At 56.9% G+C, this 24620-nt stretch carries 22 protein-coding genes; 12 read left to right on the plus strand and 10 right to left on the minus strand.

Annotated features, from left to right (window positions below; all coding sequences use genetic code 11):
* The first annotated feature begins 3 nt into the window (after window positions 1-3).
* On the plus strand, window positions 4-1737 hold the full coding sequence (locus OHL22_RS19290; protein ID WP_263341093.1) for a capsule assembly Wzi family protein: 1734 nt from the start codon (window positions 4-6) through the stop codon (window positions 1735-1737).
* A gap of 156 nt (window positions 1738-1893) precedes the next feature.
* Here OHL22_RS19290 and OHL22_RS19295 read toward each other — a convergent pair whose 3' ends face one another.
* Entirely contained in the window at window positions 1894-3030 is a 1137-nt protein-coding gene (locus OHL22_RS19295) for a Gfo/Idh/MocA family protein (protein ID WP_263341095.1), read from the minus strand.
* Between the two features lie 263 nt (window positions 3031-3293).
* Between OHL22_RS19295 and ruvC the strand changes: the two genes are divergently transcribed.
* The 3 genes from ruvC (at window position 3294) to OHL22_RS19310 (ending at window position 6510) form a co-directional block, all read left to right on the plus strand.
* Window positions 3294-3803: a crossover junction endodeoxyribonuclease RuvC gene (ruvC, locus tag OHL22_RS19300; RefSeq protein WP_263341097.1), complete on the plus strand. Its 510-nt coding sequence runs from the start codon at window positions 3294-3296 to the stop codon at window positions 3801-3803.
* A complete protein-coding gene (locus OHL22_RS19305) occupies window positions 3800-4489 on the plus strand; it encodes a hypothetical protein (RefSeq protein WP_263341099.1) in 690 nt (229 codons plus the stop codon). Before ruvC ends, OHL22_RS19305 begins: the two co-directional genes overlap by 4 nt.
* A gap of 512 nt (window positions 4490-5001) precedes the next feature.
* The gene (locus tag OHL22_RS19310) at window positions 5002-6510 is read left to right on the plus strand and encodes a DUF6600 domain-containing protein (protein ID WP_263341100.1); all 1509 of its coding nucleotides are present in this window, start codon (window positions 5002-5004) and stop codon (window positions 6508-6510) included.
* 57 nt (window positions 6511-6567) lie between these two features.
* Here the strand turns inward: OHL22_RS19310 and rsmA are convergent, their stop codons facing one another.
* Entirely contained in the window at window positions 6568-7380 is an 813-nt protein-coding gene (rsmA, locus tag OHL22_RS19315) for a 16S rRNA (adenine(1518)-N(6)/adenine(1519)-N(6))-dimethyltransferase RsmA (protein WP_263341101.1), read from the minus strand.
* 155 nt (window positions 7381-7535) lie between these two features.
* On the opposite strand from rsmA, the gene glgA reads away from it, so the two are divergent.
* The 5 genes from glgA to secA all read left to right on the plus strand — a co-directional run bounded on the left by glgA (window position 7536) and on the right by secA (window position 13756).
* On the plus strand, window positions 7536-8999 hold the full coding sequence (gene glgA / locus OHL22_RS19320; protein ID WP_263341102.1) for a glycogen synthase GlgA: 1464 nt from the start codon (window positions 7536-7538) through the stop codon (window positions 8997-8999).
* Window positions 8971-9753, plus strand: a complete 783-nt coding sequence (locus OHL22_RS19325; protein ID WP_263341103.1) for a DUF695 domain-containing protein — start codon at window positions 8971-8973, stop codon at window positions 9751-9753. Before glgA ends, OHL22_RS19325 begins: the two co-directional genes overlap by 29 nt.
* A 97-nt stretch (window positions 9754-9850) precedes the next feature.
* The gene (locus OHL22_RS19330; RefSeq protein ID WP_263341104.1) at window positions 9851-10048 is read left to right on the plus strand and encodes a hypothetical protein; all 198 of its coding nucleotides are present in this window, start codon (window positions 9851-9853) and stop codon (window positions 10046-10048) included.
* 129 nt (window positions 10049-10177) lie between these two features.
* A complete protein-coding gene (locus OHL22_RS19335; RefSeq protein ID WP_263341106.1) occupies window positions 10178-10588 on the plus strand; it encodes a hypothetical protein in 411 nt (136 codons plus the stop codon).
* Between the two features lie 141 nt (window positions 10589-10729).
* Window positions 10730-13756, plus strand: a complete 3027-nt coding sequence (gene secA / locus OHL22_RS19340; protein ID WP_263341203.1) for a preprotein translocase subunit SecA — start codon at window positions 10730-10732, stop codon at window positions 13754-13756.
* A gap of 151 nt (window positions 13757-13907) precedes the next feature.
* On the opposite strand, the gene OHL22_RS19345 is transcribed toward secA, so the two are convergent.
* Both OHL22_RS19345 and OHL22_RS19350 read right to left on the minus strand, forming a co-directional pair.
* Window positions 13908-14381 carry an energy transducer TonB gene (locus tag OHL22_RS19345; RefSeq protein ID WP_263341108.1) on the minus strand — a complete coding sequence of 158 codons (474 nt, stop codon included), beginning with the start codon at window positions 14379-14381 and terminating at the stop codon, window positions 13908-13910.
* A gap of 18 nt (window positions 14382-14399) precedes the next feature.
* Window positions 14400-15032 (minus strand): class IV adenylate cyclase, encoded by a 633-nt coding sequence (locus tag OHL22_RS19350; protein WP_263341110.1) that lies wholly within the window; start codon window positions 15030-15032, stop codon window positions 14400-14402.
* Window positions 15033-15180: 148 nt separating this feature from the next.
* Between OHL22_RS19350 and OHL22_RS19355 the strand changes: the two genes are divergently transcribed.
* Window positions 15181-16266, plus strand: coding sequence for an L-threonylcarbamoyladenylate synthase (locus OHL22_RS19355; RefSeq protein WP_263341112.1), 1086 nt, complete (start codon window positions 15181-15183; stop codon window positions 16264-16266).
* Between the two features lie 11 nt (window positions 16267-16277).
* Here OHL22_RS19355 and OHL22_RS19360 read toward each other — a convergent pair whose 3' ends face one another.
* Entirely contained in the window at window positions 16278-16679 is a 402-nt protein-coding gene (locus OHL22_RS19360) for an Hfq-like protein (protein ID WP_263341114.1), read from the minus strand.
* A gap of 369 nt (window positions 16680-17048) precedes the next feature.
* Window positions 17049-18173 carry a DNA polymerase III subunit gene (locus OHL22_RS19365; RefSeq protein ID WP_263341116.1) on the minus strand — a complete coding sequence of 375 codons (1125 nt, stop codon included), beginning with the start codon at window positions 18171-18173 and terminating at the stop codon, window positions 17049-17051.
* A 99-nt stretch (window positions 18174-18272) separates the two neighbouring features.
* Between OHL22_RS19365 and OHL22_RS19370 the strand changes: the two genes are divergently transcribed.
* Window positions 18273-19007 (plus strand): carboxypeptidase-like regulatory domain-containing protein, encoded by a 735-nt coding sequence (locus OHL22_RS19370; protein WP_263341118.1) that lies wholly within the window; start codon window positions 18273-18275, stop codon window positions 19005-19007.
* Between the two features lie 2 nt (window positions 19008-19009).
* Here OHL22_RS19370 and OHL22_RS19375 read toward each other — a convergent pair whose 3' ends face one another.
* The 4 genes from OHL22_RS19375 to tmk form a co-directional block, all read right to left on the minus strand.
* Complete coding sequence (locus tag OHL22_RS19375; protein WP_263341120.1) at window positions 19010-20332, minus strand: FAD-binding protein; 1323 nt, start codon at window positions 20330-20332, stop codon at window positions 19010-19012.
* 282 nt (window positions 20333-20614) lie between these two features.
* Complete coding sequence (locus OHL22_RS19380; RefSeq protein WP_263341122.1) at window positions 20615-21178, minus strand: general stress protein; 564 nt, start codon at window positions 21176-21178, stop codon at window positions 20615-20617.
* Between the two features lie 233 nt (window positions 21179-21411).
* Entirely contained in the window at window positions 21412-22863 is a 1452-nt protein-coding gene (locus OHL22_RS19385; RefSeq protein ID WP_263341123.1) for a cytochrome P450, read from the minus strand.
* A complete protein-coding gene (gene tmk, locus OHL22_RS19390; protein ID WP_263341124.1) occupies window positions 22833-23537 on the minus strand; it encodes a dTMP kinase in 705 nt (234 codons plus the stop codon). Before tmk ends, OHL22_RS19385 begins: the two co-directional genes overlap by 31 nt.
* A 123-nt stretch (window positions 23538-23660) precedes the next feature.
* Here tmk and OHL22_RS19395 point away from each other — a divergent pair, with 123 nt between their 5' ends.
* Window positions 23661-24593, plus strand: coding sequence for a DUF3034 family protein (locus tag OHL22_RS19395; protein ID WP_263341125.1), 933 nt, complete (start codon window positions 23661-23663; stop codon window positions 24591-24593).
* The last annotated feature ends 27 nt before the right edge of the window (window positions 24594-24620 follow it).

Here is a 24620-nt window from a genome sequence, read left to right on the forward strand (position 1 = left end):
CCCTTGTTTCGCTCTTTGGTCGTATCAGCATTTGCTTCCATAGCTTTTCAGGGATATTCCCTTGCAGCGCCTCCTGCGGAGGGAGCTGCGCAGGCCGCTTCACCCGTGGCTCCGTGCCAGTCGGCAGCCCTGGGTTCGCCATACATCCCGATGGATAGCTGGATGTATGTGTCGCTCTCCCGTCTTTACTCCCTGGGCTATCTTGACCTTTCTTTTCAGGGCATGCGTCCGTGGACCAGATCCAATGTGATCCACATGCTTGAGGAGACTGACGCGCAACTGGAAGATGCGCCCGACAGTGATGCAACAAATGAAGCGCGCGAATTATATGAGGCGCTCTGGAACGAATTGAATGTCGATGCGCAGGGCCCATGTTTCCAGCATCGCGGCCAGTTCCGTGTCGAGTCGGCTTACGAAACGGCGCGCGGCATCAGTGGTACTCCGTTGCACGACAGCTATCACCTTGGCGAGACCATCACCAACGATTACGGTCGCCCGGTTGAGAATGGATTCAACAACTATGGCGGCACGAGCGGCTATGCAACTGCGGGCATCTTCACGCTCTACGCGCGCGCCGAGTTTCAGTATGCTCCGTCGGCTGCAGGCTACTCGCAGTCGCTCTTCGATGAGCTTTCGGCAATCGATACTATCCCCGTTGCAACCAATCCCATTCAGGAAACAATACCTCTCGGACCAATAGGAACAGCAACGAATGGCCGCTTGGTCGAGGGCTATCTCTCGGCGCATCTCTGGGGTCATGATGTCTCCTTCGGTAAGAATGACCAATGGCTTGGCCCCGCTTATGGCGGAGCGTACGCCTATTCCACCAATGCGGAAAATATCTATTCGTTTGAAATCAACCGTACCGAGCCGTTACATGTTCCGGGGCTCTCCCGGATTACAGGCCCCTTCCGTTATGAATTCCTGGTTGGCTCGCTGAAGGGACATACTTTGTGGAATGATCCCTGGGTTCACGCAGAGAAGATCAGCTTCAAACCAACCCGCAATCTTGAAATCGGTTTTGAAAGAACTGTCATCTGGGGCGGTAAAGGGCACGTTCCCATCACTATCCACTCCTTCCTCAAGAGCTTCTTCAGCTTCCAGAACGTAAGTAGCGCCGAGAAAACATCGCGCTATGACCCAGGTGCTCGCTTCGGTGCATTCGATATCAGCTACCGCTTGCCTTACCTGCGCAACTGGCTCACCTTCTACACCGATTCAGAAGCGCACGACGACGTATCGCCTATCTCGGCGCCGCGCCGCGCAGACTTTCGCACCGGGCTCTATCTTTCGCATGTCCCCGGCGTGCCTAAACTCGATCTCAGAGTCGAAGCTGCGATGGACGATCAATCAACCTCCCGTAGCAATGGAGGCCAGTTTACGTATTTCGAGGGAGAACAACCGCAAGGCTACACCAACGCAGGCCAGATCTTCGGCGACTGGATGGGCCGCGAGGCCAAGGGCGGACAGGCCTGGCTTACATGGCATCTGAGTGGCAACGAATGGATCCAGGTAAACTGGCGCGGTCAGAAGGCGGCGAAAGACTTCATTCCCGGTGGAACCACCATCAATGACTTCGGCGTGCAGGTCGTTAAGCGTCTGGGCGACGAGTTCGAAGTCAAGGGCAACTACACGCACGAGGGTTATCTGATACCGACCTATCTCACAGGCAAACACTCGGTGAATAACACCACCATTCAGCTCACCTGGTATCCGCTCAATAAAACAAGCTACTAGTATTCCGAGTCTCTAATTCGCAGCAAATGTTTGTCGTCCTGAACGAAGCGGGGTTCCCGCGGACAGGTCTTCGTCCGTGGGGTGGAGAAGTGAAGAATCTGCTTTTCCTACGATTTGCGCAGATTCACGGCGGCTCGGGATAGAGCAGATGCGCCTCTATCCCGTGTACCCCTTGTTCATCGTGATTCCCGCCGAGCGATAGATTTCCCTGATGTACGTCATATCGCGCAACCCTTCTTCGCCTGGGGAAGTGGATTCTTTATTCTGCAAAATACATTCCGAGAAGTGATTCGCCTCACGCGTGAAGTGAATCGCGCCCGTATCCGTGCTTGGTTCATCGAGTATCTGCGGCTTCTCACCTGGCTTGAAGATGCCCGCCGTCAGGTGCAGCCCGTCGTAGTTGAATGCCGGCTTCATCTCGACCCATCCATGAGAGCCAACCACGTGATAATACCCATCCATCATGCCACCGTAGGTCGTGTTGCAACTCGCCAGAACTCCCGATGGGAATTTCATCACCCAGTTCAGATTCTCCTCCACGGTCTTGAACCGCGGATCGTCAGGGTCGCTGTACGCATATGCTGAAAACTCCACAGGCTCCTCGCCAGTCAGGTAACGGGTAGCGTTCAAGCTGTAGATGCCAACATCCATCAGCGGACCGCCGCCAGCCATTGCCTTGTCCAATCGCCATTCGCCAGCCTTGCAATTGAACCCATAAGTGCTCTGAATCGACTGAATCCTGCCGATGGAGCTATCGCGTATCAATTGCACAGCGCGCAGATTGCTTGGCTCGTAATGCAGACGATACGCAATCATCAGCTTCACATTCGCTTCCTTGCACGCCGCAATCATTGCTTCGCATTCGGATACGCTCACGGCCATCGGTTTTTCGCACAACACGTTCTTGCCTATCTTCGCCGAACGAATCGTGTACTCCGCGTGCATTGAGTTCGGCAGTCCGATATAAACCGCCTGCACCTCCTTGTTATGCTTCAACTCATCCATGTTCTCGTAGTTGTAAATAGACGATTTAGGAATGCCATATTGCTCGGCGTACATCTCCGCCTTTGCAGGATGCCCGCTCACCAGGGCAGTAATCTTTGAATTGCTGCTGTTCTGCACCCCGGCCATAAACAGCTTCGAGATGCGCCCGAGCCCAATTGCTGCGTACCCAATCTTGCCCTCCGATGATGCGGAGGCTTGTGCATGCAAACGAGGCAGAAAACTTCCAGAGAGTTGTGCGGCAACACCAAGCGCGCTGAGCCGGGAAAATTCGCGGCGAGACAGGTTCATGATGCAATGCTCCTGTAAATCGATTTTTCAGGGACTTATGAGGTCTGGCAGGAAGTGCGCTTCGAGTATAAGCTCTCTATCGCAGGTGAGGGAAGCAACAGGTGAATCTCTGGTTCAGCGAAGCGATAAAAGTCAGCAGGGATGAGGATCTGTCTGTTAAAGGCAGGTTGCATCGTCGGCCATCAAAGCCATCTCACTCTCAGACAAGCTTCATCGTGTGAAATTACCTGTCTATTGCAGGCCGTGCGTTACACTCTGGGGTGATGCGGGTTTTAGGAATCGACTGCGGAACGGAGATTACGGGCTATGGCATCGTGGATGCAGACGAAACGAGCCGTATTCCGCAGCTTATTTGCATAGGCTTTGGAGCCATTCGTCTCCCAAAGCATAAAACCCTGCCCGAGCGCCTGCTGCAGGTCCGCGAAGAACTGCATGCCGCGCTGGAAGCCTGGCATCCCGACGTCGTTGCGATCGAAGAGGTCTTCTATTCGGTCAATGCTAAGTCTGCTCTCAAGCTTGGGCAGGTGCGCGGCGTGGCGCTGCTTGCAGTCGCTGAAATGGGTTTGCCCGTTGCCGAGTATGCTCCGCTCAAAATCAAGTCTTCCGTCGTTGGCTATGGCCTTGCAGCAAAGGAGCAGGTGCAGTTCATGGTTGCTCGCCTGCTCGGCCTCGCCGATCCGCCGCAGCCTGCCGATGCCGCCGATGCCCTCGCCATCTCCATCTGCCATATCCACACAGCGCAGACATTGTCGATTCAGGAGCGGGGAAGATGAAATCAGTTCTCCGGGCTCTTTCTGGCAAGTTTCAAAAGTTCACGACAATCGCATGTATATCGTTAGTTTTTTCCGCCGGACATGTATCCGCGCAACAGCAGCCTGAGTTCCAGGTAGATTTCACTGATGCGGGCCTCGTGCCTTCGCATTGGAGTCTGCGTGTATCCCCGGATGGAAGCGGCCACTTCGACTCCGACGGGGGCAACGTCACCGCACAACAGACCGGCCACATGACCGTCAGCGAACTCCACCGGAATATCCAGCTCAGCTCATCGCTCGCCAACCAGATATTTTCTGTTGCGCATTCCCGTCATTTCTTCAATGTCCCCTGCGAAAGCCATATGAAGGTGGCATTTCAGGGCACCAAGCGCTTCACTTACACCGGCCCTGACGGTAGCGGAAGCTGTACATTTAACTATTCCAAAGACAAGCAGATTCAGGAGCTTGGCAGCACTCTCATGGGGGTTGAATATACCATCCTGACCGGCGGCAGACTGGAGATGCTGCTTCTCCACGACAGGCTGGGTCTTGACCAGGAGTTGGAGAGTTTTGCCGACGCTCTGCATAACGGCAATGCTGCTGATCCTGAGGTCATTCGCGATACGCTCATGCGCATTGCCGATGACGACCAGGTGATGGATCGTGCCCGAAAGCGCGCACACGCGCTTCTTGCCGAGCCTCGCTAGCCGAATAAGTTAGCCGGATCACGATAGTCCAACTTCGCGACAGATTTCTGTCACCCTTCTGTAAGTTGCCTGTAATGTATGCAATGTGGTGATTTGCATGCAACCGAAATAAGTAGATTTTCTGCGTCTTTTGTGTAAATTATGGGTCTATAGCTGCAGGAAAGTCGGCCGCCGCCTTCGGTATACGAAAGCGGTGGTGCAGCATCCAGTGAGTTAGTCGTATATCGGGCTGCATTTGCAGTCAAAATCGGCATATCATGAGACAGCCTCAGGTTATGCCGGTAGGTTGCTTTCCGAATTGAGACCCGGCCTCAGGCAAGTGTGCTGAGACAGGGCCTGTATGAAGGTTGCAGGCGGTCAGGGCTGAAGTAGGAAAGGGGGCTCTCATGCGATGTATTCAACACATTGAAGATCCGGGGTTTAGAAAGAGAACGTTCCGTTCCATTTCTCGTTGGACTTGTGCAAGCGCGCTTGCTGCTGTGGCTGGCGTATTTTTGATGTCGTCTTCTACGATGTCTCTTGCAGGTTCGCTCTCTGACGACGCACCTTCCAAACCACAGGTGAATCCCGACGCCCGTGCCGTCCGATTGAGCAGCGTCGATGGCAAAGTCAGGGTAGTGCAGGACGGTCAGGTGGTTGCCGATCCAGCCTATGCAAACATGCCGATCTTTGAAGGGTCGCAGATTTCAACCGCCGATGATGGCAATGCCGAGATCCAGTTCGAAGACGGCAGTGTTGTTCGTCTGTCACCGAACTCATCCATCACATTGCCCGTTCTGCAGAAGCAGGGAAGCGGAACCCGCTCTGAGATTACCGTCAATGGCGGTCTCTGCTACTTTGAACTGCAGCCCTCCAACGACACCAACGGCATACTTGTGCGGCTCGGTCCTGCCTCATTCTCTCCAAGCAGCTTTTCCGTGATTCGCGTAACGCTCGATCAACCTCCGGGCAACATCGCTGTCTTCTCCGGCAATGTTCATGTCGAACAGGGCAACGCCGTGCAGGTCGAAGTACATGGCGGCGAAAGCCTTGCTCTCAATGCTTCGGATCCATCCAACTATAAGCTCGACGAGACAATCGCCTCCGATTCCTGGGATAGCTGGAATGCCGATCGCGATCAGGCGCTGAATGCGCAGGCCAGCGAGAAAACGGCCGCCTCCAGCAAGTACGGCAACTCCGCCGCGGGCTTCAGCGATCTCGACGCCAACGGCAACTGGTATGACGTTCCCGGCCAGGGATACGTCTGGTCTCCGTATGACGCGCAGGCCACCGGCTCAGCTTGGGATCCCTATGGTTACGGCAACTGGGTCAACTATCCCGGTTATGGGTATCTCTTCGTCTCCGGGTACGACTGGGGTTATGCGCCCTTTGCCTGTGGCGCGTGGAATTTCTACGACGGCCTCGGCTGGGGATGGTATCCCGGCGCCGCTTGCAATCCGTGGTGGGGCAACTACGGCTATGGACCGTATGGCGGCTGGGGCTACAACGTTGGGCGTCCCCCGCACGGCTATCTGCCGCCGCGCCGTCCGGGGCGTGGTCCGGGTACTCCGCATCCAGTCGGCGGTGGCATGCATCCTGTAGTGGCTGGCAGAAGCAACGTGATTCACGTGGATCATCGCCCTGCCGGTGACGGAGAACTCTCTCTCAACGGCGGAACACATCCGGTAACAATTGACGGCCATACCATTGAGCCAATGCATCCGATTGTGCCGCGACAGGCGTATAGCAGCACTGCTGCTGGCTTTGCGAATCGTCCCGAAGGTCCCGGTGGCATGCATCCCGGCACGACCTATGGGTACGGCGCAGGCGGATCAAACACCTTCCGCCCATCAGCTCCTGGTTACGTTCCCCGTGCTCCGAGCTACGCTCCGCCACGCAGCTCCAGCTTTTCACCTAGTTCTGGCAGCCACTTCAGCGCTCCGGCTCCGGCGCCGCATTTCTCTGCTCCCTCAGGTGGCGGAATGTCCGGTGGCGGCGGAGGTGGACATCCATCCGGCGGCGGTGGTGGATCGCATCATTGATCTCTCTGTAACCACAAACCTCAAAGCGGCGTCATCTCATTGCGGATGACGCCGTTTCTATCTGGGGCTTTCAGCACTGATTTCGCGGAACAGGCTTGCCAGTGTCTCCAATCGAAGCTCCTCCGCACGCGCCATCGCCTTAATCCCCGCTCGCTCCATTGTCGCGGCAGCGTCGCCCGTCGCATATCCAGCAGCGCGCAGATTATTCGCAAGAGTCTTTCGCTTTTGCGCGAATACCTGCTTCAGGAAGCCAATAAATGAGCCTTTGTCCACTTCCAGCTCAACGAAGCGCGGTGCAAAACGCCATCGAAAGACGGTTGAGTGCACCTGAGGCGGCGGCACGAATGCTCCAGGCGGCAGAGTAAACAGTGGCTCGGTCGAGCCATACAGTTGCATCGTTACCGTCAGCAGCCCATAATCACGGCTTCCCGGTTCTGCCGTTACCCGATCCGCCACCTCGCGCTGCACCATGAGCACCGCAGCTTCCAACGCTTCAGCATGCTCGGCCAGATGCAGCAGAATCGGCGAAGTGATGTAGTACGGCAGATTGCCGACAACCACCAGCCGCTGTCCGGCTTTCTGAGCAAGCGCCGAGAAGTCGAACTCCAGTACATCCTGATGCACGACTTCGACGCGTCCTTCCGCGATCTGCCCGCGAAATCTCTCCTGCAACTCCACAACGAGCCGAGGATCGAACTCCAGCGCCACCAGCTTGGTCGCGCTGGCCGCTAAACCCTCCGTAATCGCTCCGGCTCCCGGCCCAATCTCGACAACCGTCCTGCCTTCCAACGGGCTAGCCGCGCGAATGATCTGTTGTACCGCGGCCTGATCTCGCAAGAAGTTTTGTCCCAGTCTCGATTTAGCCGTCATGAAAGGTCTTTCCGTGCAGGAATTGCAACTGTAAGCCGTAGTAGACTTGGCGGGTTAGCTGTTTTTTGAGCCTCTTCGGCAAGCTGTTTCCCATCCAATGATTGTCCCGCAACGCTGTGCTCTCAGGCCGGCACATAGCAAAGGAGAGTTTCCGAATGCATATTGTATTTGCTGCCTCAGAGTGCGTGCCGTTTGCCAAGACCGGCGGCCTCGCCGATGTCGTCGGCGCGCTGCCGCCTGAGCTCGTCAAGCTCGGCCATCAGGTCACCGTTTATCTGCCGCTCTATAAGGTTGTCCGTCCGCATCTGCCAGAGGAACTTACCTTCGCCATCCGCTCCATCACCATTCCATTCACGTACTACAACCGCTTCGCCGGAATCGTCGATGGCGGCATCCGCGATGGCGTGCAGTTCTACTTTGTCGATTGCCCGGAGCTCTTCGACCGCGACGGCATCTATGGCCCCAAAACCTCCGCCGGCGACTTCGGTGACAATGCCGAGCGCTTCGGCCTCTTCAACCGCGTCGTCCTCGAAGCTACCAAGCAGCTTGGCGTGCCCGACATCTTTCATGTTCACGACTGGCAGACTGCGCTGCTGGCTGTTTATCTGCACACCATCTACTTCTTCGATCCCGCGCTGCGCAAGGCTGGAATTGTTCTCTCTATCCACAACGCCGGCTACCAGGGCTGGTTCCCGCCCAACACCGTGCCGCAATTGCTCTTTCCATGGGATATCTTCACCGTCGAAAAAGTCGAGCAGAACGACACTTTCAATTTTCTAAAGGGCGGCATCGTTTACTCCGACTACATGACGACCGTCAGCCCTACCTACGCCCGCGAGATTCAGACACCGGAATTCGGTTCCGGCCTCGAAGGACTGCTCAGCCGCCGCCATTGGGATCTGCGCGGCATCCTTAACGGCGTCGACTACTCCCAGTGGGACCCCTCGCGCGATCCCAATCTTGCGGCCCACTACACGCCTGCGAAGCTCGACGGCAAAGTCGAGTGTCGCCGCGACCTGCTCCACGCCTTTGGCCTTGAGGCAGTTGCGGATGCCACGCCCGTCATCGGCATCGTCTCCCGTTTCGCCACGCAAAAGGGCCTCGACTTCGTCGCCCAGATCGCCGACCGCATGATGGAGCGCGATCTTGCCATGGTCGTCCTCGGTTCCGGTGAGCTCTATTATGAAAATCTCTTCCGCAACCTCGCTGCCCGTTATCCCCACAAGATCTCTGTCCAGATCAAATACGACGACGCCCTCGCGCACAAGATCGAAGCCGGCTCCGACATGTTCCTCATGCCCTCGCGCTACGAGCCCTCAGGCCTGAACCAGATGTATTCGCTCAAGTACGGCACTGTCCCGATCGCACGCGCCACCGGCGGCCTCGAAGATACCGTCGAGGAGTGGAATGCTGAAACAGGCACCGGCACTGGCTTCAAGTTCTACGGCTACAATCCCTCGGATCTGCTCACCGCCATCGACCGCGCCCTCGCAGCCTTCCAGGACAAGATTGGCTGGAAAAAGCTGATGCTGAACGGCATGGCCAAGGACTATTCCTGGCAACATCCCGCCCGCGAATATATCGAAGTCTATGAAGAAGTACTGCGGCGTCGAGGATGAGGAAATAGTGGCTGATCAATGGAACTTCTATTTTTGCACTGTCAACGACTTGCTGGCGTCGATCTTCCTGAACCTCGGGCTCAGAGACCAGGTGCCAATAGCGGCAAAACCTTGGCTTCTATGGGTTTGGGTTTATTTTCTATCGCCGAGAGAAGATGGGCTGTCGAGCTCTGAAGAGAGTCCGGTTCTATCGAAGATCGAAGATTTACTGTCTCCTGAGCTCACCGAGGCTTGTGGTGCAATCTTGAGTGGCAGGATTACCACTGCGGGGCGCCGCGAGTTCTACTTCTACGGCGAAAGCAGCAATCGTTTTGAATCTACTGTTCGCAAGTGCCTCGCTGTGTTTCCGGAATATAAATTCGACCTGCAAGCTGATCCAGATCCTGAGTGGAAGCAGTACTTGGACGTTCTTTACCCCAACCTTCGACAGTTTGAATCCATGGCGAATCGAGATGTCCTTGACGCGCTTGAACGCAACGGCGACCGCCACGAGTTAGAAAGGGAAGTTGATTATTTCCTGTATTTTTCTAGCGATACTGGGCGATCCCTGTTCTGCGATGCAGCGGAAAAGTTAGGCTATCGTGTTGAACTACTAGGTAAATCAGAAGGAGAAAGACCGTTCGGGGTGCAACTTCACCGTTTCCAATCGGTCGATCAAAACACAATTGATTCCATCGTGTTCGAATTGATGACCTTAGGGGAGAAGTATGGCGGCGACTACGACGGATGGGGGACCGAAGCCACAGCCGAATAGATGCAGTATCGCCACACAGTTCACGAATATGTGGAAGTTTACGAAGATCTCCTCCTCCGCAGAGCGTAATTGACGATGAACCTGGGCAGGGAGTTCCATGACGATGGACGAAAAAGTGGCAAGTTTCTCCGAATCTCAGGACACCGACGGAAGTGGCGTACACCGAAAGCACTTGCAAACGATTCTGGAATTGCGTCTGATTGGCAAAGAGTTGGCGGATGGTGTCGACCCCGATGAGTATGTTCGCCGGCTTCGCGAGGGCTGGGACGACCAAGACGATCAACTCGAACGATAGCGGCGCGGCGAAGTCTAGACTGGCAATCCGGGCCGCTCCACGCGCGGTTGGGGCGGTGGGTGGGGAGCTAGACCTGATTTGTGGGAGTCAATAGAAGACTCATGACCATTTCCGGTTCATAATAGACATATGAAGCGATTTGACCGCGCCGTGTACGCAATGTTTCTGCTGGTTCTGCTGGCAGACCTGGCGCGCGCTCACGCTTCGGTTCCGGTGGCTGGCGATCCGGCCGGCAGCCTGATTCTCACGACGGTTCAGCAGCTTCGCGCCGGCACGTCTGGAAATGCGGTTCTGGCTATACGGCGATCCGACGGCTCGCTTGCCCCTGTCGTGCACTTACGCAGCTCCGAACAGGCCTTATCTGCCTGGACGCATTACCTTTCCGGCCGCGCCAATCCGGCAACCTCGCCGCACCTGGTGTTGCTTTCAGCGGCGAAGCTCGGCGTAGCTGCCGATTCCGTCACATTTTTTATTCCCCAGCGGCAAACATCCGCCGCGTCTTCTGCGGTCTTCGACCACACCTGCAGCCCCGCTCCCTAGTCGTTCTGGCCAAACCCCGCGAGCTTTCCGCTTGACGTTTCGCTCCGGGGCAATGAATGAAGGATGGCCGGCAGCACCCGCCCGGCCGCGCGTGACGACAAGCAGGCAAGAGCCCGCACCTACCGAGATGGAGAAACCACCGTGTTCTCGAAGATCCTAACTAAGATTTTTGGCACCAACAACGAGCGCGAAGTAAAACGCATGTTGCCGAGGGTCCGCGAAATCAACGCCCTTGAGCCGCAGATCCAGGTCATGACCGACGAGCAGCTTCGCGCCAAGACTGTCGAGTTTCGCGCCCGTATCGCCGAGCGCCTCAACGGCATCACCGATGAAGAGGAGATCAAGACTGCCGAAAAAGCAGTTCTCGATGAGATCCTCCCCGAAGCCTTTGCCGTTGTTCGTGAAGCCGGCAAGCGCATCCTGAAGATGCGTCATTTTGATGTGCAGCTCATCGGCGGCATGGTTCTTCATCAGGGCAAGATCGCCGAAATGCGCACCGGTGAAGGCAAGACCCTCGTCGCCACTCTTTCCTGCTATCTCAATGCGCTCGCAGGCAAAGGCGTACACGTCGTCACGGTCAATGACTACCTTGCCAAGCGCGACGCCGAGTGGATGGGCAAAATCTATGGCTTCCTCGGCATGTCCGTCGGTGTCATCGTGCATGATCTCTCGGACGACCAGCGCCGCGAAGCCTACGGCGCCGACATCACCTACGGCACCAACAACGAGTTCGGCTTCGACTACCTGCGCGACAACATGAAGTTTGAACTGAAGGATTGCGTCCAGCGCGGTCACTATTACTCCATCGTCGACGAAGTCGACTCCATCCTCATCGACGAATCGCGCACGCCGCTCATCATCTCCGGCCCCACCGATCAGACCACCGACAAATACGATCGCGTCAAGAAGATCATCCCCAAGCTGGAACTGGGTGAGGAAGTCGAGTCTCACGACCACAAGCGCCAAAAGGAGCTGGGTATTCAGCTCGGCGAGGGCGAGAAGTATTTCTCCGGCGACTACGTTGTGGATGAAAAGCACCGCACCATCGGCGTCACCGACGAAGGCTGGTTCAAGATAGAAGAGTTGCTCGGCATCGACAACATCGCCGACACAGAAAACTGGGACCTCAAGCATTACGTCGAAACCGCCATCAAGGCTCATGCGCTCTACAAGCGGGACGTTGACTATGTAGTGAAAGATGGCGAGGTCATCATTGTCGACACCTTCACCGGTCGCCTCATGCCGGGGCGCCGCTGGTCCGACGGCCTGCATCAGTCCATCGAAGCGAAGGAAAACGTCACTGTTCGCAAAGAGGACCAGACGCTCGCTACCATCACCTTCCAGAACTACTTCCGCCTGTACCAGAAGCTTTCCGGCATGACCGGCACCGCCGAAACGGAAGCCGCTGAGTTCAACAGCATCTACAAGCTCGATATCACCGTCATCCCCACCAACAAGCCGATGCTTCGTGCGGACAACTCCGACATCGTCTACCGTACTGTCAAGGAAAAGTACAAGGCTGTTGCGGAAGACATCGCCGCGATCCACGAGACCGGCCAACCCATCCTCGTCGGCACTACGTCCATCGAGAAGAGCGAACTGCTCTCGAACACCCTGCAGCGCAAGGGCGTAAAGCACGTCGTCCTCAACGCCAAATTCCATGAGCGTGAAGCCGAAATCGTCGCCCAGGCCGGCCGTCTCAACATGGTTACCATCGCGACCAACATGGCAGGTCGTGGCACCGACATCATCCTCGGCGGCAACCCTGAATTCATGTCTCGCCAGGAGCTGGTGAAGAAGGGCGTTGCCCGCGCCATTAGCGTCGCCGAGGGCGCCATCAACCCAACTGCTCCGGCTGGATTCATGCGCTTCTACTACCAGGGACAGGAGTTCGAGGTTCCCGAAAGCGAGTGGGAGGCCGTGAGCGCCGTCCACAACGCCACGGTTGCGACCGAACACGAACAGGTCATCGACGCCGGCGGTCTCTTCATCCTCGGCACCGAGCGCCATGAATCACGCCGCATCGATAACCAGCTTCGTGGCCGCGCAGGCCGTCAGGGCGATCCCGGTGCATCGCGCTTTTATCTCTCGCTCGAAGACGACCTGATGCGCATCTTCGCCAAGGCGTGGGTCTCAACCCTGCTCGAACGCCTCGGCATGGAAGAGGGCGTGCCGATCGAGTCGAAGATGATCTCCAAGCGCATCGAAGGTGCGCAGAAGGCCGTCGAAGCGCAGAACTTTGAAAGCCGCAAACACCTGCTCGAATACGACGACGTTATGAACAAGCAGCGCGAAGCCGTCTATGGACTGCGCAAGTCGCTGCTCATGGCGAAGGAGCAGAAGGAAATCATCGTCGAAGACTATCTGGGCAACATTCTCAGCAACGTCCTAGACGAGTACACCCCCGAGGACCAGAATCCCGAGAAATGGAACCTCAAGGGCCTCAAGGATGCGCTCATCGGTCAGTTTGGCTTCGATATCGACAGGCAGGAGATCAAGCCGCTGGAAATTACTCGTCACGAGCTCGGCGAAACCATCTACGAACGGCTCAAGGCTGAGTATGAGGTCAAGGAAGAGATTCTCGGCGTCGATGCGATGCGTTATCACGAGCGCATGGTGATGCTCTCCGTGCTCGACGGCCTCTGGAAAGATCATCTTCTCTCCATGGATCACCTCAAGGAAGGCATCGGCATGCGCGGCTACGCGCAGTTGGACCCCCTCGTTGAATACAAGAGAGAGTCCTTTGAGATGTTCGAGACGATGATGAATCGCTTCCAGGAAGACACCGCGCGTTTCCTTTTCCGCATGCAGATTGTCGGTCCTGATGGCCAGCCAGTCACCGAAGCTCCAAAGCTCAATCGCACTGTGCCTGCAGCTCCTCCGGTCGCCAGCGCTGCGCATGCTCCTTCGCAACTACCGCCACCACCCGCCCAGCCGCGGGAAATTGCAGTGCAAACACGCTCCGCCGCTACCACGATCGATGCTCTCGAAAAGGAGTTCGAACGCAAAAAGCAGCGTGAGCTGGCGGCGGCAAGAATGGCCGGCAGCTCCAGTGCGAGTGAACCAGCGCAGCGCGTCGTTGGGAATAAGGTGGGCCGTAACGATCCCTGCCCCTGCGGTTCAGGCAAGAAGTTCAAAAAGTGCCACGGCGCCGAGGCAACGGTGTAACGCCGCATCGGTGTAACGGCTTTGCTCGACTCAAAAAAAGCGGGCGGGAAGATGACCTTCCCGCCCGTTTCTGCTTCGCCGCAGAGGGAAAACCGATTTTCGCAAGATCCGGGAAAAGGAAACCTGGTGGATGTCTTTGCTTTTTCTACGGCTAATCGGTTGTTTTGAAATCAATCGCGACTTCGACGGTGCTCTCTTCACTCCCGGGAACAAACTTCCATTTGTGAACCGCATCCTCGGCGGCTCCTGAGAGCATGTGATTACCGCTCAATGTCTTGGTTGCCGACACGCTGCCGTCCGGCGCAACCGTGGCCTCGATCCGCACCACGCCGCCAATGTGCATGCGTCTCGCCAGCTCGGGGTAAACGGGGGAAACTCGCTGTTTGACCGCGCGGTCTTCGGCATGAAGCAGCGCGGCGCATGAAACGATACCTGCGACAACCGCAACCTGGAGCAGCCGCATTGCTGCGCGACTCACCCCGGAGAGAGATTGCCGTTTGTCCTGAATCATTGGAATCACCTGAGGCGAAGCGTCGCCTGTGAGACCTATCGGCGAACATGCCGCCAACATTAGCTTGATTCCATGAAGAATTTTTAAGGATGCAGCGGTCCGCTTCGTGTGCACCCCGCGTCTCGTCTTGACTTAGATGAGCGCCTCGGCGCCTGTAACCGCCGCAAACGTAAGACTCTCAGCAGTGCTGCCTGTCTCCAGACGCCACGCCTCAAAGAGCCGCCCGTAACTCATCGTCGTGCGATCCCGCTGCGCCACGTCTAATAAACCGGCCACGCGCTCAATCCACTCCGGTGAGCCTTCGAGTTCGGCGTAGAGGCCAATCGGCGTCTCGTCGACCACACAGTGCCCCACGCCATCGGACCACTCCGCACGCCATTTTTCATAGCGAAAGGCGGGCGCCAAGCCGATTGCTTTGAAGACGTCAGCCAGCGCTTCGCCGTCGGCTATCTCTGTTTCTGTCTCCACGCGATGCTTGTGCACATCTTCGCCAATGCCTGAGTCGGGCACGCGTTTGTGCGTCAGCACCCAGCGTCCGTTGTACTGGCGAATCCGCACCAGCTCACGCTTCTGCCGCAGTTGCCGGTCTGGCGTGTCATACAAGACATTTGCCTCGAAACTGCGCGGTGTTTCCAGATGAAAACCAATCGAGGCCAGCTTTCGTTCCAGCCCGGGGCCATCCGTCACGCGAAACTTGATCTCCGTCTCAATCGCCTTCATGGCCCAAGTGTAAAACACCACACATTGTCGGCGACAACCCGGCATTAAAGCAGTTCTCCTTCAGATATGCGGCGAGCAATTGCTGTTTTCGCGGTTTTCCCCCAAGAAAAACCGCATATCGTTGAATTAACAGGTGCACGATTGAAGGAGAACTGCCTTAGCCATTCCGCGCGCGTTCTTGGATAATGGAACGATGCAAACCCAGCGGCTGCGCGTTGATCCTGACCATCTTGATCTTCCCGAGTCGATCAAAGCGCTCAACTGTGCGGCCGGTATTCTTCGCAATGGCGGCACCGTTGCTCTTCCCACGGAGACCGTATACGGTCTTGGCGCCAATGCACTCAATGACAACGCCGTTGCTAGGATATTTTCCGCGAAGCAACGCCCCTCCTGGGATCCCCTCATAGTCCATATCTCCAGCAAGGCGATGCTCGACACAGTCACATTGCCTAGATCGCAAACTGCACAGGCCCTTATCGACACCTTCTGGCCAGGCCCGCTGACGCTCCTGGTTCCACGCACCGCGGCCGTTCCCGATGCCGTGACCGCGGGCCGCCCGCTCGTAGGCGTTCGCATGCCTGCGCATTCTGTCGCTCGTGAGCTCATCCGCCGCGCCGGTGTTCCCATCGCCGCGCCAAGCGCCAACAGGTTCGGACACGTCAGCCCGACAACCGCCGATCACGTGCTTGCCGATCTCGATGGCCGCATCGACGCTGTCATCGACGCCGGGCCCACAAAGGTTGGTCTTGAGTCCACCGTACTCGATACCACAACGCTGCCGATGCTCATTTACCGGCCAGGAGCCGTTACGCTCGCGCAGATACGCGCCGTGGTGGGCCAGGCCGAGCTTTATCGAGAAAGCAAGCTCACCAGCCGCCACACTCCTGAAGCTCTCCCATCTCCCGGTGTAGGTCTCCGCCACTATGCCCCGCGCGCAAGACTCATTCTCGTGGAGCTCAGCGGCTGCGAGGAGCGATGGAATACGCGATGCGCCAGGGCTCTGCTCGCATATAGCAGCAGCTTTCCCGGCCAGCGTATCGGCGTTCTGATGCCAGACGCTTCGGGCCTTACGTTGGTCCCACCCGCTGAGTTAGAGATTTTTCCCTGGGGAAACTGGGAGCAGCTGGACACCTTGGCTCAAAGACTCTTCGCCGGTCTTCGCGCCCTCGACGCCGCGGGTTGTGATGTCATCCTCTGTCCGCTTCCGCCCGCCAGCGGCGTAGGCCTCGCCTTGCGCGACCGCCTGCACAAGGCAGCCGTTAGTACGGATGCGGAATAGCGCGCGTCCTGCTACTCCGACGGAGCCATACCCACTTCGCCGGCCTTATACAGATATTTGATTGCCGACTTGAAAATCAGCGTGCGCGACCGTCCGCGTACCTTGATGGAGTGCCGGTCATACCACTCGACTACACCCTGTATGCGCGAGCCATCCTCAAGCACAAACACCATCTGCGTCTGCTGTTGAATCTGCTTCTGTAAATAAAACTGCTCTGCCTGCCGGTTTGGCCCTGGATCTTCCATAGGAGATGCGGCGAAGTGACGAACGGTCATTGATCTGCCTCGCCGCGGAGCATTGCGAATCGATCGCGTGGGCTTCGTTTCAGCCGCTTCCGCTGGTGGATCCAACACACCTGTAACCGCGTCCGAAGCCAATCTCATGTTCTTATCGCTCAGATCTCGCTCTTTCATATCTCTATTCCTCACATGCAATAAAACCACCACGCAAGAGCCGTATCCCGCCTTCTGTTGGTGAATAAAAGGCCGCCGGACTGAGCTTCCAGTTCGTGAGGCACGCAGAAGAAGACGATGAAACAAGGCGAACCGATACAGGGCGGAACGCTAGACCTCTCTCGCAAGCGTCCGCTTCAGAAATCGCGTGGAACGGAATGACTTAATTCTAAAGATGCCGGAGGTGAGTAGCTGGTTGCATTCGCATCAGATCACGTTCCATTGGTAACGCAACTGCGCTATTCAGACTGTGCTCTTTCGGCCCTTCTTCCCATTGACTCGATTTCCTCATGCCACCCCGGCATAGCAAGCGTCCCGTCGGTTTGTCTCTCAACCCCGTTCCATCGCCAACGCCATCGCATCCAGCGAAACATTACGCAACAGATTGCGCCGCATACCCCGTTCCACTTCATTTAGCGCGTAAGCTGCATTTTCAATCCACTCTAGCGCCTGCCGCAGCTCATGATTCTGACGAATTCCTGACGCAAGCTGTGCAAGTTCCGTAGTTATATCTACGTTGCGCACCAGCTGCGGAGTTCCCGAAACGATCATCAGCAGATCTTCGAGCAACCGATTCGCTGCGTGCAGCAGATTCAGAGTCTTCTCCTGGCCATCGGCGCCCCCTCGATATGTCTCCGTCGTGCGAAACAGCGACGAATAATCCGGCTCGCGCAGCGCTGAGCGAATCATCATCAGCGCATCCTGCCGGCTTGCTACATACGCCTCCACATCGAACCCCAGCGCGCGTCCCACAGCGCCCTCGGATAATCGAGCTACCAGCGTCCTTCGGTTGCCCTTCAAATCCGGCCTTCGTTCAGCCAGCAACTGCTCAAGCTCCTCCGTCGGCACCGCACCTAGCTGGTACAGCATCGCACGCGAACGAATCGTCGGCAGCATCTCCGCCGGATTCTCCGAAAGCAGAATCAGCGTGCACCGCCGCGGCGGCTCTTCCAGCACCTTCAGCAGGCTGTTCGCGGCTTCTTTCATGAATGCCGACGAAGTAAACAGGAAAATCGCTCGTTTCGCATCCACCGGCGGCCGGTAATACGCGTTATGAATCACCTGCCGCACCTGGCCGATCTTGATCAGGTTCTGCGGTGGATCGGGCGGCACAATCAGCACATCCGGATGCGGCTGGATAAAGATGCGCGTCTCTTTCTTATCCACCTCGCGTAATCCCTCGCGCGCCTCCACTGCCTCGGCTACCTTTGCATCGAGTACTTCCGCCTCGCCAATGCGCTCGCAGTTGCGGCAAACGCCGCAGTAATCCGGCAACCCGTCGCGCTCCACGGGAGCAAGGCAGTTCACTAGCCTGGCAAACTTCAGCGCCAGTGTGTACTTGCCCGCGCCTTTCGGCCCGGCTAGGATCACAGCCTGGGGTACGCGCTCATGCAACACGCTCTCGCGCAGCCGGTCCGCCGTCGCCCGATTCCCCAGAAAATCCCGGAAGCTCATGCTTCGAGGCTAGCAGGTTGTTCTTTTACGCCGCAGTTGATCCGTGACGGCCACTGTGGAAATTGCTACACTCGCTCCAGACTTTCCGAGGGCCCCTGCATGAGCCAGAAAAAACTGCTGGCAAGCCTGACCGTCTCCAACCCATGCACGGAATCGTGGGATGCCATGCAGGGCGACGCACGATCACGTCATTGCGCCCATTGTGACAAGGATGTGCATAACCTCGCCACGATGAGTCCAAAGGCCATTGAAGACCTCGTGATTCAAACGGGCGGCAAATTCTGCGGACGCGTTACTCGCCGCTTCGATGAGTCACTTGTCACACTGGAAGGTATCCATCCCAAAACTGAGAAGACCGCAAAGTTGGCGGGATTCGCAGCGTCACTCTTAATCGCTGTTGGTTCCACCACTGCGTTGGCGAAAACAGCCGAAGAGGGAAATCAAACAAATCAGGCGATTCTCACCGGTACCGTTCTTGCACCGAATGGATCTGTGCCAGTTGGCAAAGCACAGGTTATGCTTACTACCAATTCGGGCGTCGTCGTAACCACGACCGCGGACGAAAACGGGGCATTTCGTCTGTCTGCGAATCCGGGAACATACACCATTGCCATTCGTCAGAATTTAGTCGTAGGGCGCAGAATTCTCGCTGTGACGTTGCACGAAGGATTGCAGATCCTACAGCCAACACGAACGCATGTTGGAGAGATGGTTGGGTCGAATGGTGAGACTTACGCTCTCATGGGAATCATGGACGCCAAGATAGGCTTCAGTTTTCGTGGAGCAATCCGCCACCCCGTGAGCTACCTCAAGTACCTAGCCCGCAAGATTTAGTCTTACGCCCCAATCACATTCCGATTCACAAACTCATTCCGGAATTTCCCCTGCGGATCATGCTTCTCAGCAAGCTCGCGAAACGCCGCCATCTTCGGATACCGCGCCGCCAGTTCTGCATGCGGCACAGTGAACAGCTTCGCCCAGTGCGGACGTGCTCCAAATGGAGCCAGCTTCGCCTCGATCTTCGGCAATAGCCCCATCACCTCCGGGGTCTGCATCTTCCATGTAAAGTGAATCGCCATCGACTTGCGCTCATACGCCATGCTCATCCACAGATCGTCGGCGGCAATCGCGCGTAGTTCAGTAATGAAGAGATGCGGCGTAATCTCATTCTTCAGCGACTCCACCGCGCGAATCGCCTCATAACCCCTCGCGCGCGGCACAAAATATTCCGTCTGCAACTCTGCACCATTCGAAGGTGTGAAGTTCATCTTAAAGTGCGGCATCCGCTCATACCACGGCCCCGGAACTCCCATCTGTTCCGTGCAGTTCTCCGCTGAGTTCGCCTCAATCGGATGCATGTTGCGATCCGCAGGTTTCGCACCATAAAAGTCCGGCAATATCGCAGCCTTCTCGCCATCCTTCACACGGCTCTTCACCCAAACCTGCGCAATGCGGTTGTTCTGCCAGTCGGTGAACATGCTCACGCTGTAACCGGCACTAAAGACCGCTTCAAGATGGTGCTCCAACTGATCCATCGACAGATTGCGGTACACCACCTGCGCCATGTCGAATCGCGGCTGCACCGCCAGCGTCACTTTCGTGACGATGCCCATCATGCCCAGCCCAACGACAGCCGCTTTCAGGTGCTCATCGTCAAGCCCAAGATGCACCACGTTTCCATCGGCGGTCACAATCTCCAGCCCACGCACTGCGGTTGAGAGATTGCCGTTCTTTACGCCCGACCCGTGCGTAGCCGTCGCAATCGCCCCAGCAATCGTGATGTGCGGAAGGGAAGCGAGATTGTGCAGCGCAAATCCCTTCGCATCCAGCCACGGAGCCACCGTGCCATAACGCACGCCGGCACCCACCGTAAGAGTCTTTGCCGCTGCATCCACTTCCATTGAATCCAGATGCACCAGCGAGATCTGGTTCGCCATGCTGTCGGCAATGGTATTGAACGAGTGCCGCGAGCCAAGCGCACGGAGGCTCTTGCACTCCTTCACCACTTTCTGCACTTCCTCAACGCTGTGCGGAGCATACAGATGATCGGCATGATAACGCAGGTTGCCGGACCAGTTGGTCTGATGCGGCGCAGGTTCATCCGCACGCGCAAAGCGAGACAGCAGCGCCGTCGTTACCACTGCACCTGATTTCTTCAAGAAATCCCTCTTGTCCATCATCCTAAAGCCACCGTCTCCTCAAGCATTTCGCATGGAAACATCGCCAAAGCGCTCACCGAGTGTAGCGATTGCGGCGGACATCGAGCAAGAGAAGATGCTGGGTGCGCAGATTTCAGCGCCTGCGTGAGGGCTGAAGAATGGACATAGCAGAGGAAAGTAGCTCCGAAGCGAGAAAGGCGGCTGCTCTATCGAACAGCCGCCTTCAGGATACAAGCCAATGCACCCTGACCAAGATCATCTGGAAATAAGAGCGAGACGAATCTAAAGCGATTGCAACTCCCGTTGCTGCGTGCTGACGTAAGGTTCTTTCTCCATGGATTGCCATCGCACAGGGGCCTCACTCAACACCGCAACCTCGTCGCCGTGGGACGCTATTAATATCATCTCTGCCCGGCGCGCTTCGGCCTGACTTGCGCAGCGCAGGCTTAGGAATACATCGCCCTCTTTCAGGCGACCCTCATAGTGCTGTGCATCGGACTCCGACATTCCCATGCTTGCCAGCGCGTCCGTGATGCTACTCGCATCATTGAGTTCAAGCAGCTTCATCATGCGGCCCGCCGCAATTACAGGTCCCGCATCAGGTATCACCACGGAACCGATTCCATCCAGCGAACCCAGCGTGCCGCCGATCATGCTGCTTGTTATTGCGTCATACCGGTGTCGCATACTCGCATTCGTTGCCGCTTGGCGTGTCGAATACGCGTCCATCATCAACAGCGATACTTCGTCGCATGTGTATCCTGCCGAAATCAGCCGATTCAGGGCAATTTCGGCGCCGGTGGCAGTTGCGTACAGGCCAATAACCTCCAACCCGGTCTTCCCCATAGATCCTCCACTCTTGCTCACTTTTAAGCGTATCCAGCGAGCAGTCTGCTTTCAATAAAGTGGATGCTGCATTAAATCAACGGGTTGGTCTGCCGTAGTGTAAGCAGTTGCGCAGAATTCGCCAGTCGTAGTCGGCGCAATAGATCTGAGCAATTGAATGCAGGGTCAGTTTAGGCATCGTTTTTCGCGTGCACAATTTTCGATGCACTCGCAACTCAAAGATCAACAAGAGATTATTTCTGCCTCATGTGCGGAATCACTCGAATTCCATGCTTCGGCCGGAGCGTAATCTTCGGCTGCAGCGCGATCTTCTGCTCTTTCACAACATCAAGCTGCCATCGCTGCGCCAGCGTTGCCAGCACCAGCACACCTTCCATCCATGCGAACGATTCACCGATGCACTGCCTGCCCCCGCCCCCAAAAGGGAAGTAAGCAAACCGCGGCCGCTGCGCCTTCGCCTCCGGCGTAAACCGCTCCGTACGAAACTCCAGCGGCTCGTCGTAAAACCGCTGATCCCGATGCACAATGTACTGGCTGAAGAAGAGAAACGTCCCCTTGGGAAAGTGATACGGTCCAATCTCCACATCGCATATTGCCTGTCGTCCCATGGCCCATGCCGGCGGATACAGCCGCATCGCCTCGGCAAACACCATCTCCGTATACGTCAGCTTCGCAACGTCGTCCAGCGTCGGCAGCCGGCCGCCCAGCACACGCCGCAGCTCCGCAATGAGCTCTGCTTCCACTTCAGGATTTTGCCCCAGCAGCAACCACGTCCACGCCAGCGCATTCGCTACCGTCTCGTAGCCCGCGAGAAAAATCGTCATCACTTCATCGCGCAGTTCCAGGTCAGATAAGCCACCACTACGTGCTTCTTCATCACGTGCCGCGATCAGCATCGACAGCAGATCGGTTCGCGCCGATTCCGCTTCGCGTCCCACTCGCACCATCTCCTCTCGTTTGCGGGCGATCATGCGGTCTACTACAGAATCGAGCCGATCTTTCGACCTCTGAAATCTCTTGAGCACTGGAATCGGCACACGCCACCGCAGCAGATCCTCCGCGCGAGGCATCGCAATCAGGTCGTTGTAAATATCCATCACCGCATTGGCTTCGTCGTTGATCGCGTGAATCTCCTCTGTCACTTCGGTGTCGAAGAGCGTGCGGGCGGTAATACGCAGCGCCAGCCGCATCATTTCGGCAGCAACATCCATCTGCTTGCCAGGCTTCCATTCATCCGCCATTGCCGCTGCATATTCCACGATGGTCGAGGCATATGCCTGAATGCGTTGCCGATGAAACGCCGGTGCCGCAATTCGTCGATGGCGCTTGTGTACCTCGCCGTCCGCGGTAATCAGCCCATCGCCCAGCAGAATCTTCATGCGCTTCTGCGTGCGCTCTTTAATGAAGCACTGCGCCTTGTCGACCAGCACTTCACGAATGTCCGATGGATCGTTGAGCAGCACAATGTGATGCCACAGCAGCCGGTAATGCGCCGCGCGTCCATAGCGCTGCAGATACTCGAAGAGCAGTATCGGGTTTGTGCGATCGAAAAAGCTGCGCCCGGTATACAGCGGCAGATTCAATCGCAATCCAGGCGGAAAGCGATATTTCCCTTTGTGAATGATTGGGTCGGAAGCTACGGCAGCTTCTCCATTTACGCGGACGTTTTGTGCTGTGACTGCCATGCTTCGAGCCGAGCCGATACTGCAGTTATAACCCGCTCATGCACCGCCTCGATATCGAGATCGCCATCAACTACAATCACACGCAAGGGCTCCCGCACAGCAATCTCCTCATACTTTGCATGCACCCGCTCAAAGAAAGCGTCCTGTTCGCGCTCGAACCGGCTCTCATCCGTACCCGTCTTGGCGGTGTGTTTGTCATTGCGCCGTCGTGCCCGCTTGAGCGATGCCGCAAGATCGGGTAACAGCAGCAGCGTGAGATCCGGTATCAAATCACCGCAGATCAGCCGGTGCAACTCCAGCACCAGATCCGATCCCAGCTCACGCCCACCGCCCTGATACGCCTCCGTTGAATCGGTAAACCGGTCACAGACCACAACCTTGCCTGCTTCAAGCGCCGGTTCAATCACTTCACGGATCGCCTGTGCGCGGTCGGCAAACATCATCGCGAGCTCTGCCCGCGGCGCAAGACCCACCGATTTCGAATCCAGCAGCAGCTTGCGAATGCGATCACCCGTCTCGGTCCCGCCGGGCTGCCGGGTCACCACGAACTCCACGCCTCGCTGCTCCAGCCACGCACTCAGCTTGCGGATCTGCGTCGTCTTTCCCGATCCATCCAGCCCCTCAAACGTGACAAACAACCCGCGTTTCTGCCCAGCCAAACCGTCCACAGCCATTGCTGGAGTCTACCATCCGGTCCTTATCTTCAAGCTCAGACCAGAAGCGTGAAACGTTACAGCAATTTGACAAACTATCCCTCAGTCAAGGCAAAATCCTTGGGTTCGTCAGGAGTATCTGTAGTGAACAAACAACCCTCCCCCATCCTTTTCTCAGCGATGTTCGTTTTCGCATCTGCTTTCACAGTCCACAACGCACGGGCTCAAAACCTCACCCTGGAAGGTCAGACCGGCGGCTTCATCACGCCCACCGCCTATGTCGTCCAGTCCAATAAGGGACAAGTCTTCTCTCATCCCGCCGTCGGTTTCCACTACGTACACGCTGGCAGCGTCATCGGCGACATCATGACTGGCAGCGTCACCGAGGGCATCGCCAACCGTGTCGAGTTCGGTTACACCCGCAGCGCTCACACCAACGGAGATAACCCCTATTTCAGCAGCCTCTGGGAATACCCCGGCATGAACGTCTTCCACGGTAAAGCCGTCGTGCTCAAGGAAGACGCCTTCGGCAGTAACTGGACGCCCGGCGTCGCCGCTGGCTTCGTCGTCCGCACCGGAGACCACTTCGTTTCAGGCTCCATTGCAGACACCAGTTACACCAACGGCGATATCTACGTTGCCGTCACCAAGACGGCTCTGAATATCCGTCCGCCACTGCTCGTCAACATCGGCTGGAAGGCGACCAACGCCTCCATTTACGGTATCGGCGGCCAGGCCACACGCTTCGGAGGCCGCTTCTTCGGCGGCGTCGGCATCCCGCTGCCCGGCCCATGGCATACCGCCATTGTTCCCGCCGCTGGATTCACGCAGGAGCCTTACCACGTCAAGAATCTCGCCGCAGTCGTTCCCGGCGGAGGAAACATCCCCACCACGCTGGACTACGCAGTCCGCATCACCCAGCGTGAGAACCCGCGCTTCTCCTTCGATATTGGCGCGGGCCAGGTAGCAGGCCAGATCGGCTACACCGAATTGCCCACACCGGCGGGTCTTGCGATCGTGCCGGTCAATCTAGAAGCCCGCGATGTCTTCGGCATTGGACTCAGCTACAAGTTCTAGTGCGGATCGGCAGGCATCATATGTAGT

The sequence above is a fragment of the Acidicapsa dinghuensis genome (genome assembly GCF_025685685.1).
Classification (GTDB): Bacteria; Acidobacteriota; Terriglobia; order Terriglobales; family Acidobacteriaceae; genus Acidicapsa; species Acidicapsa dinghuensis.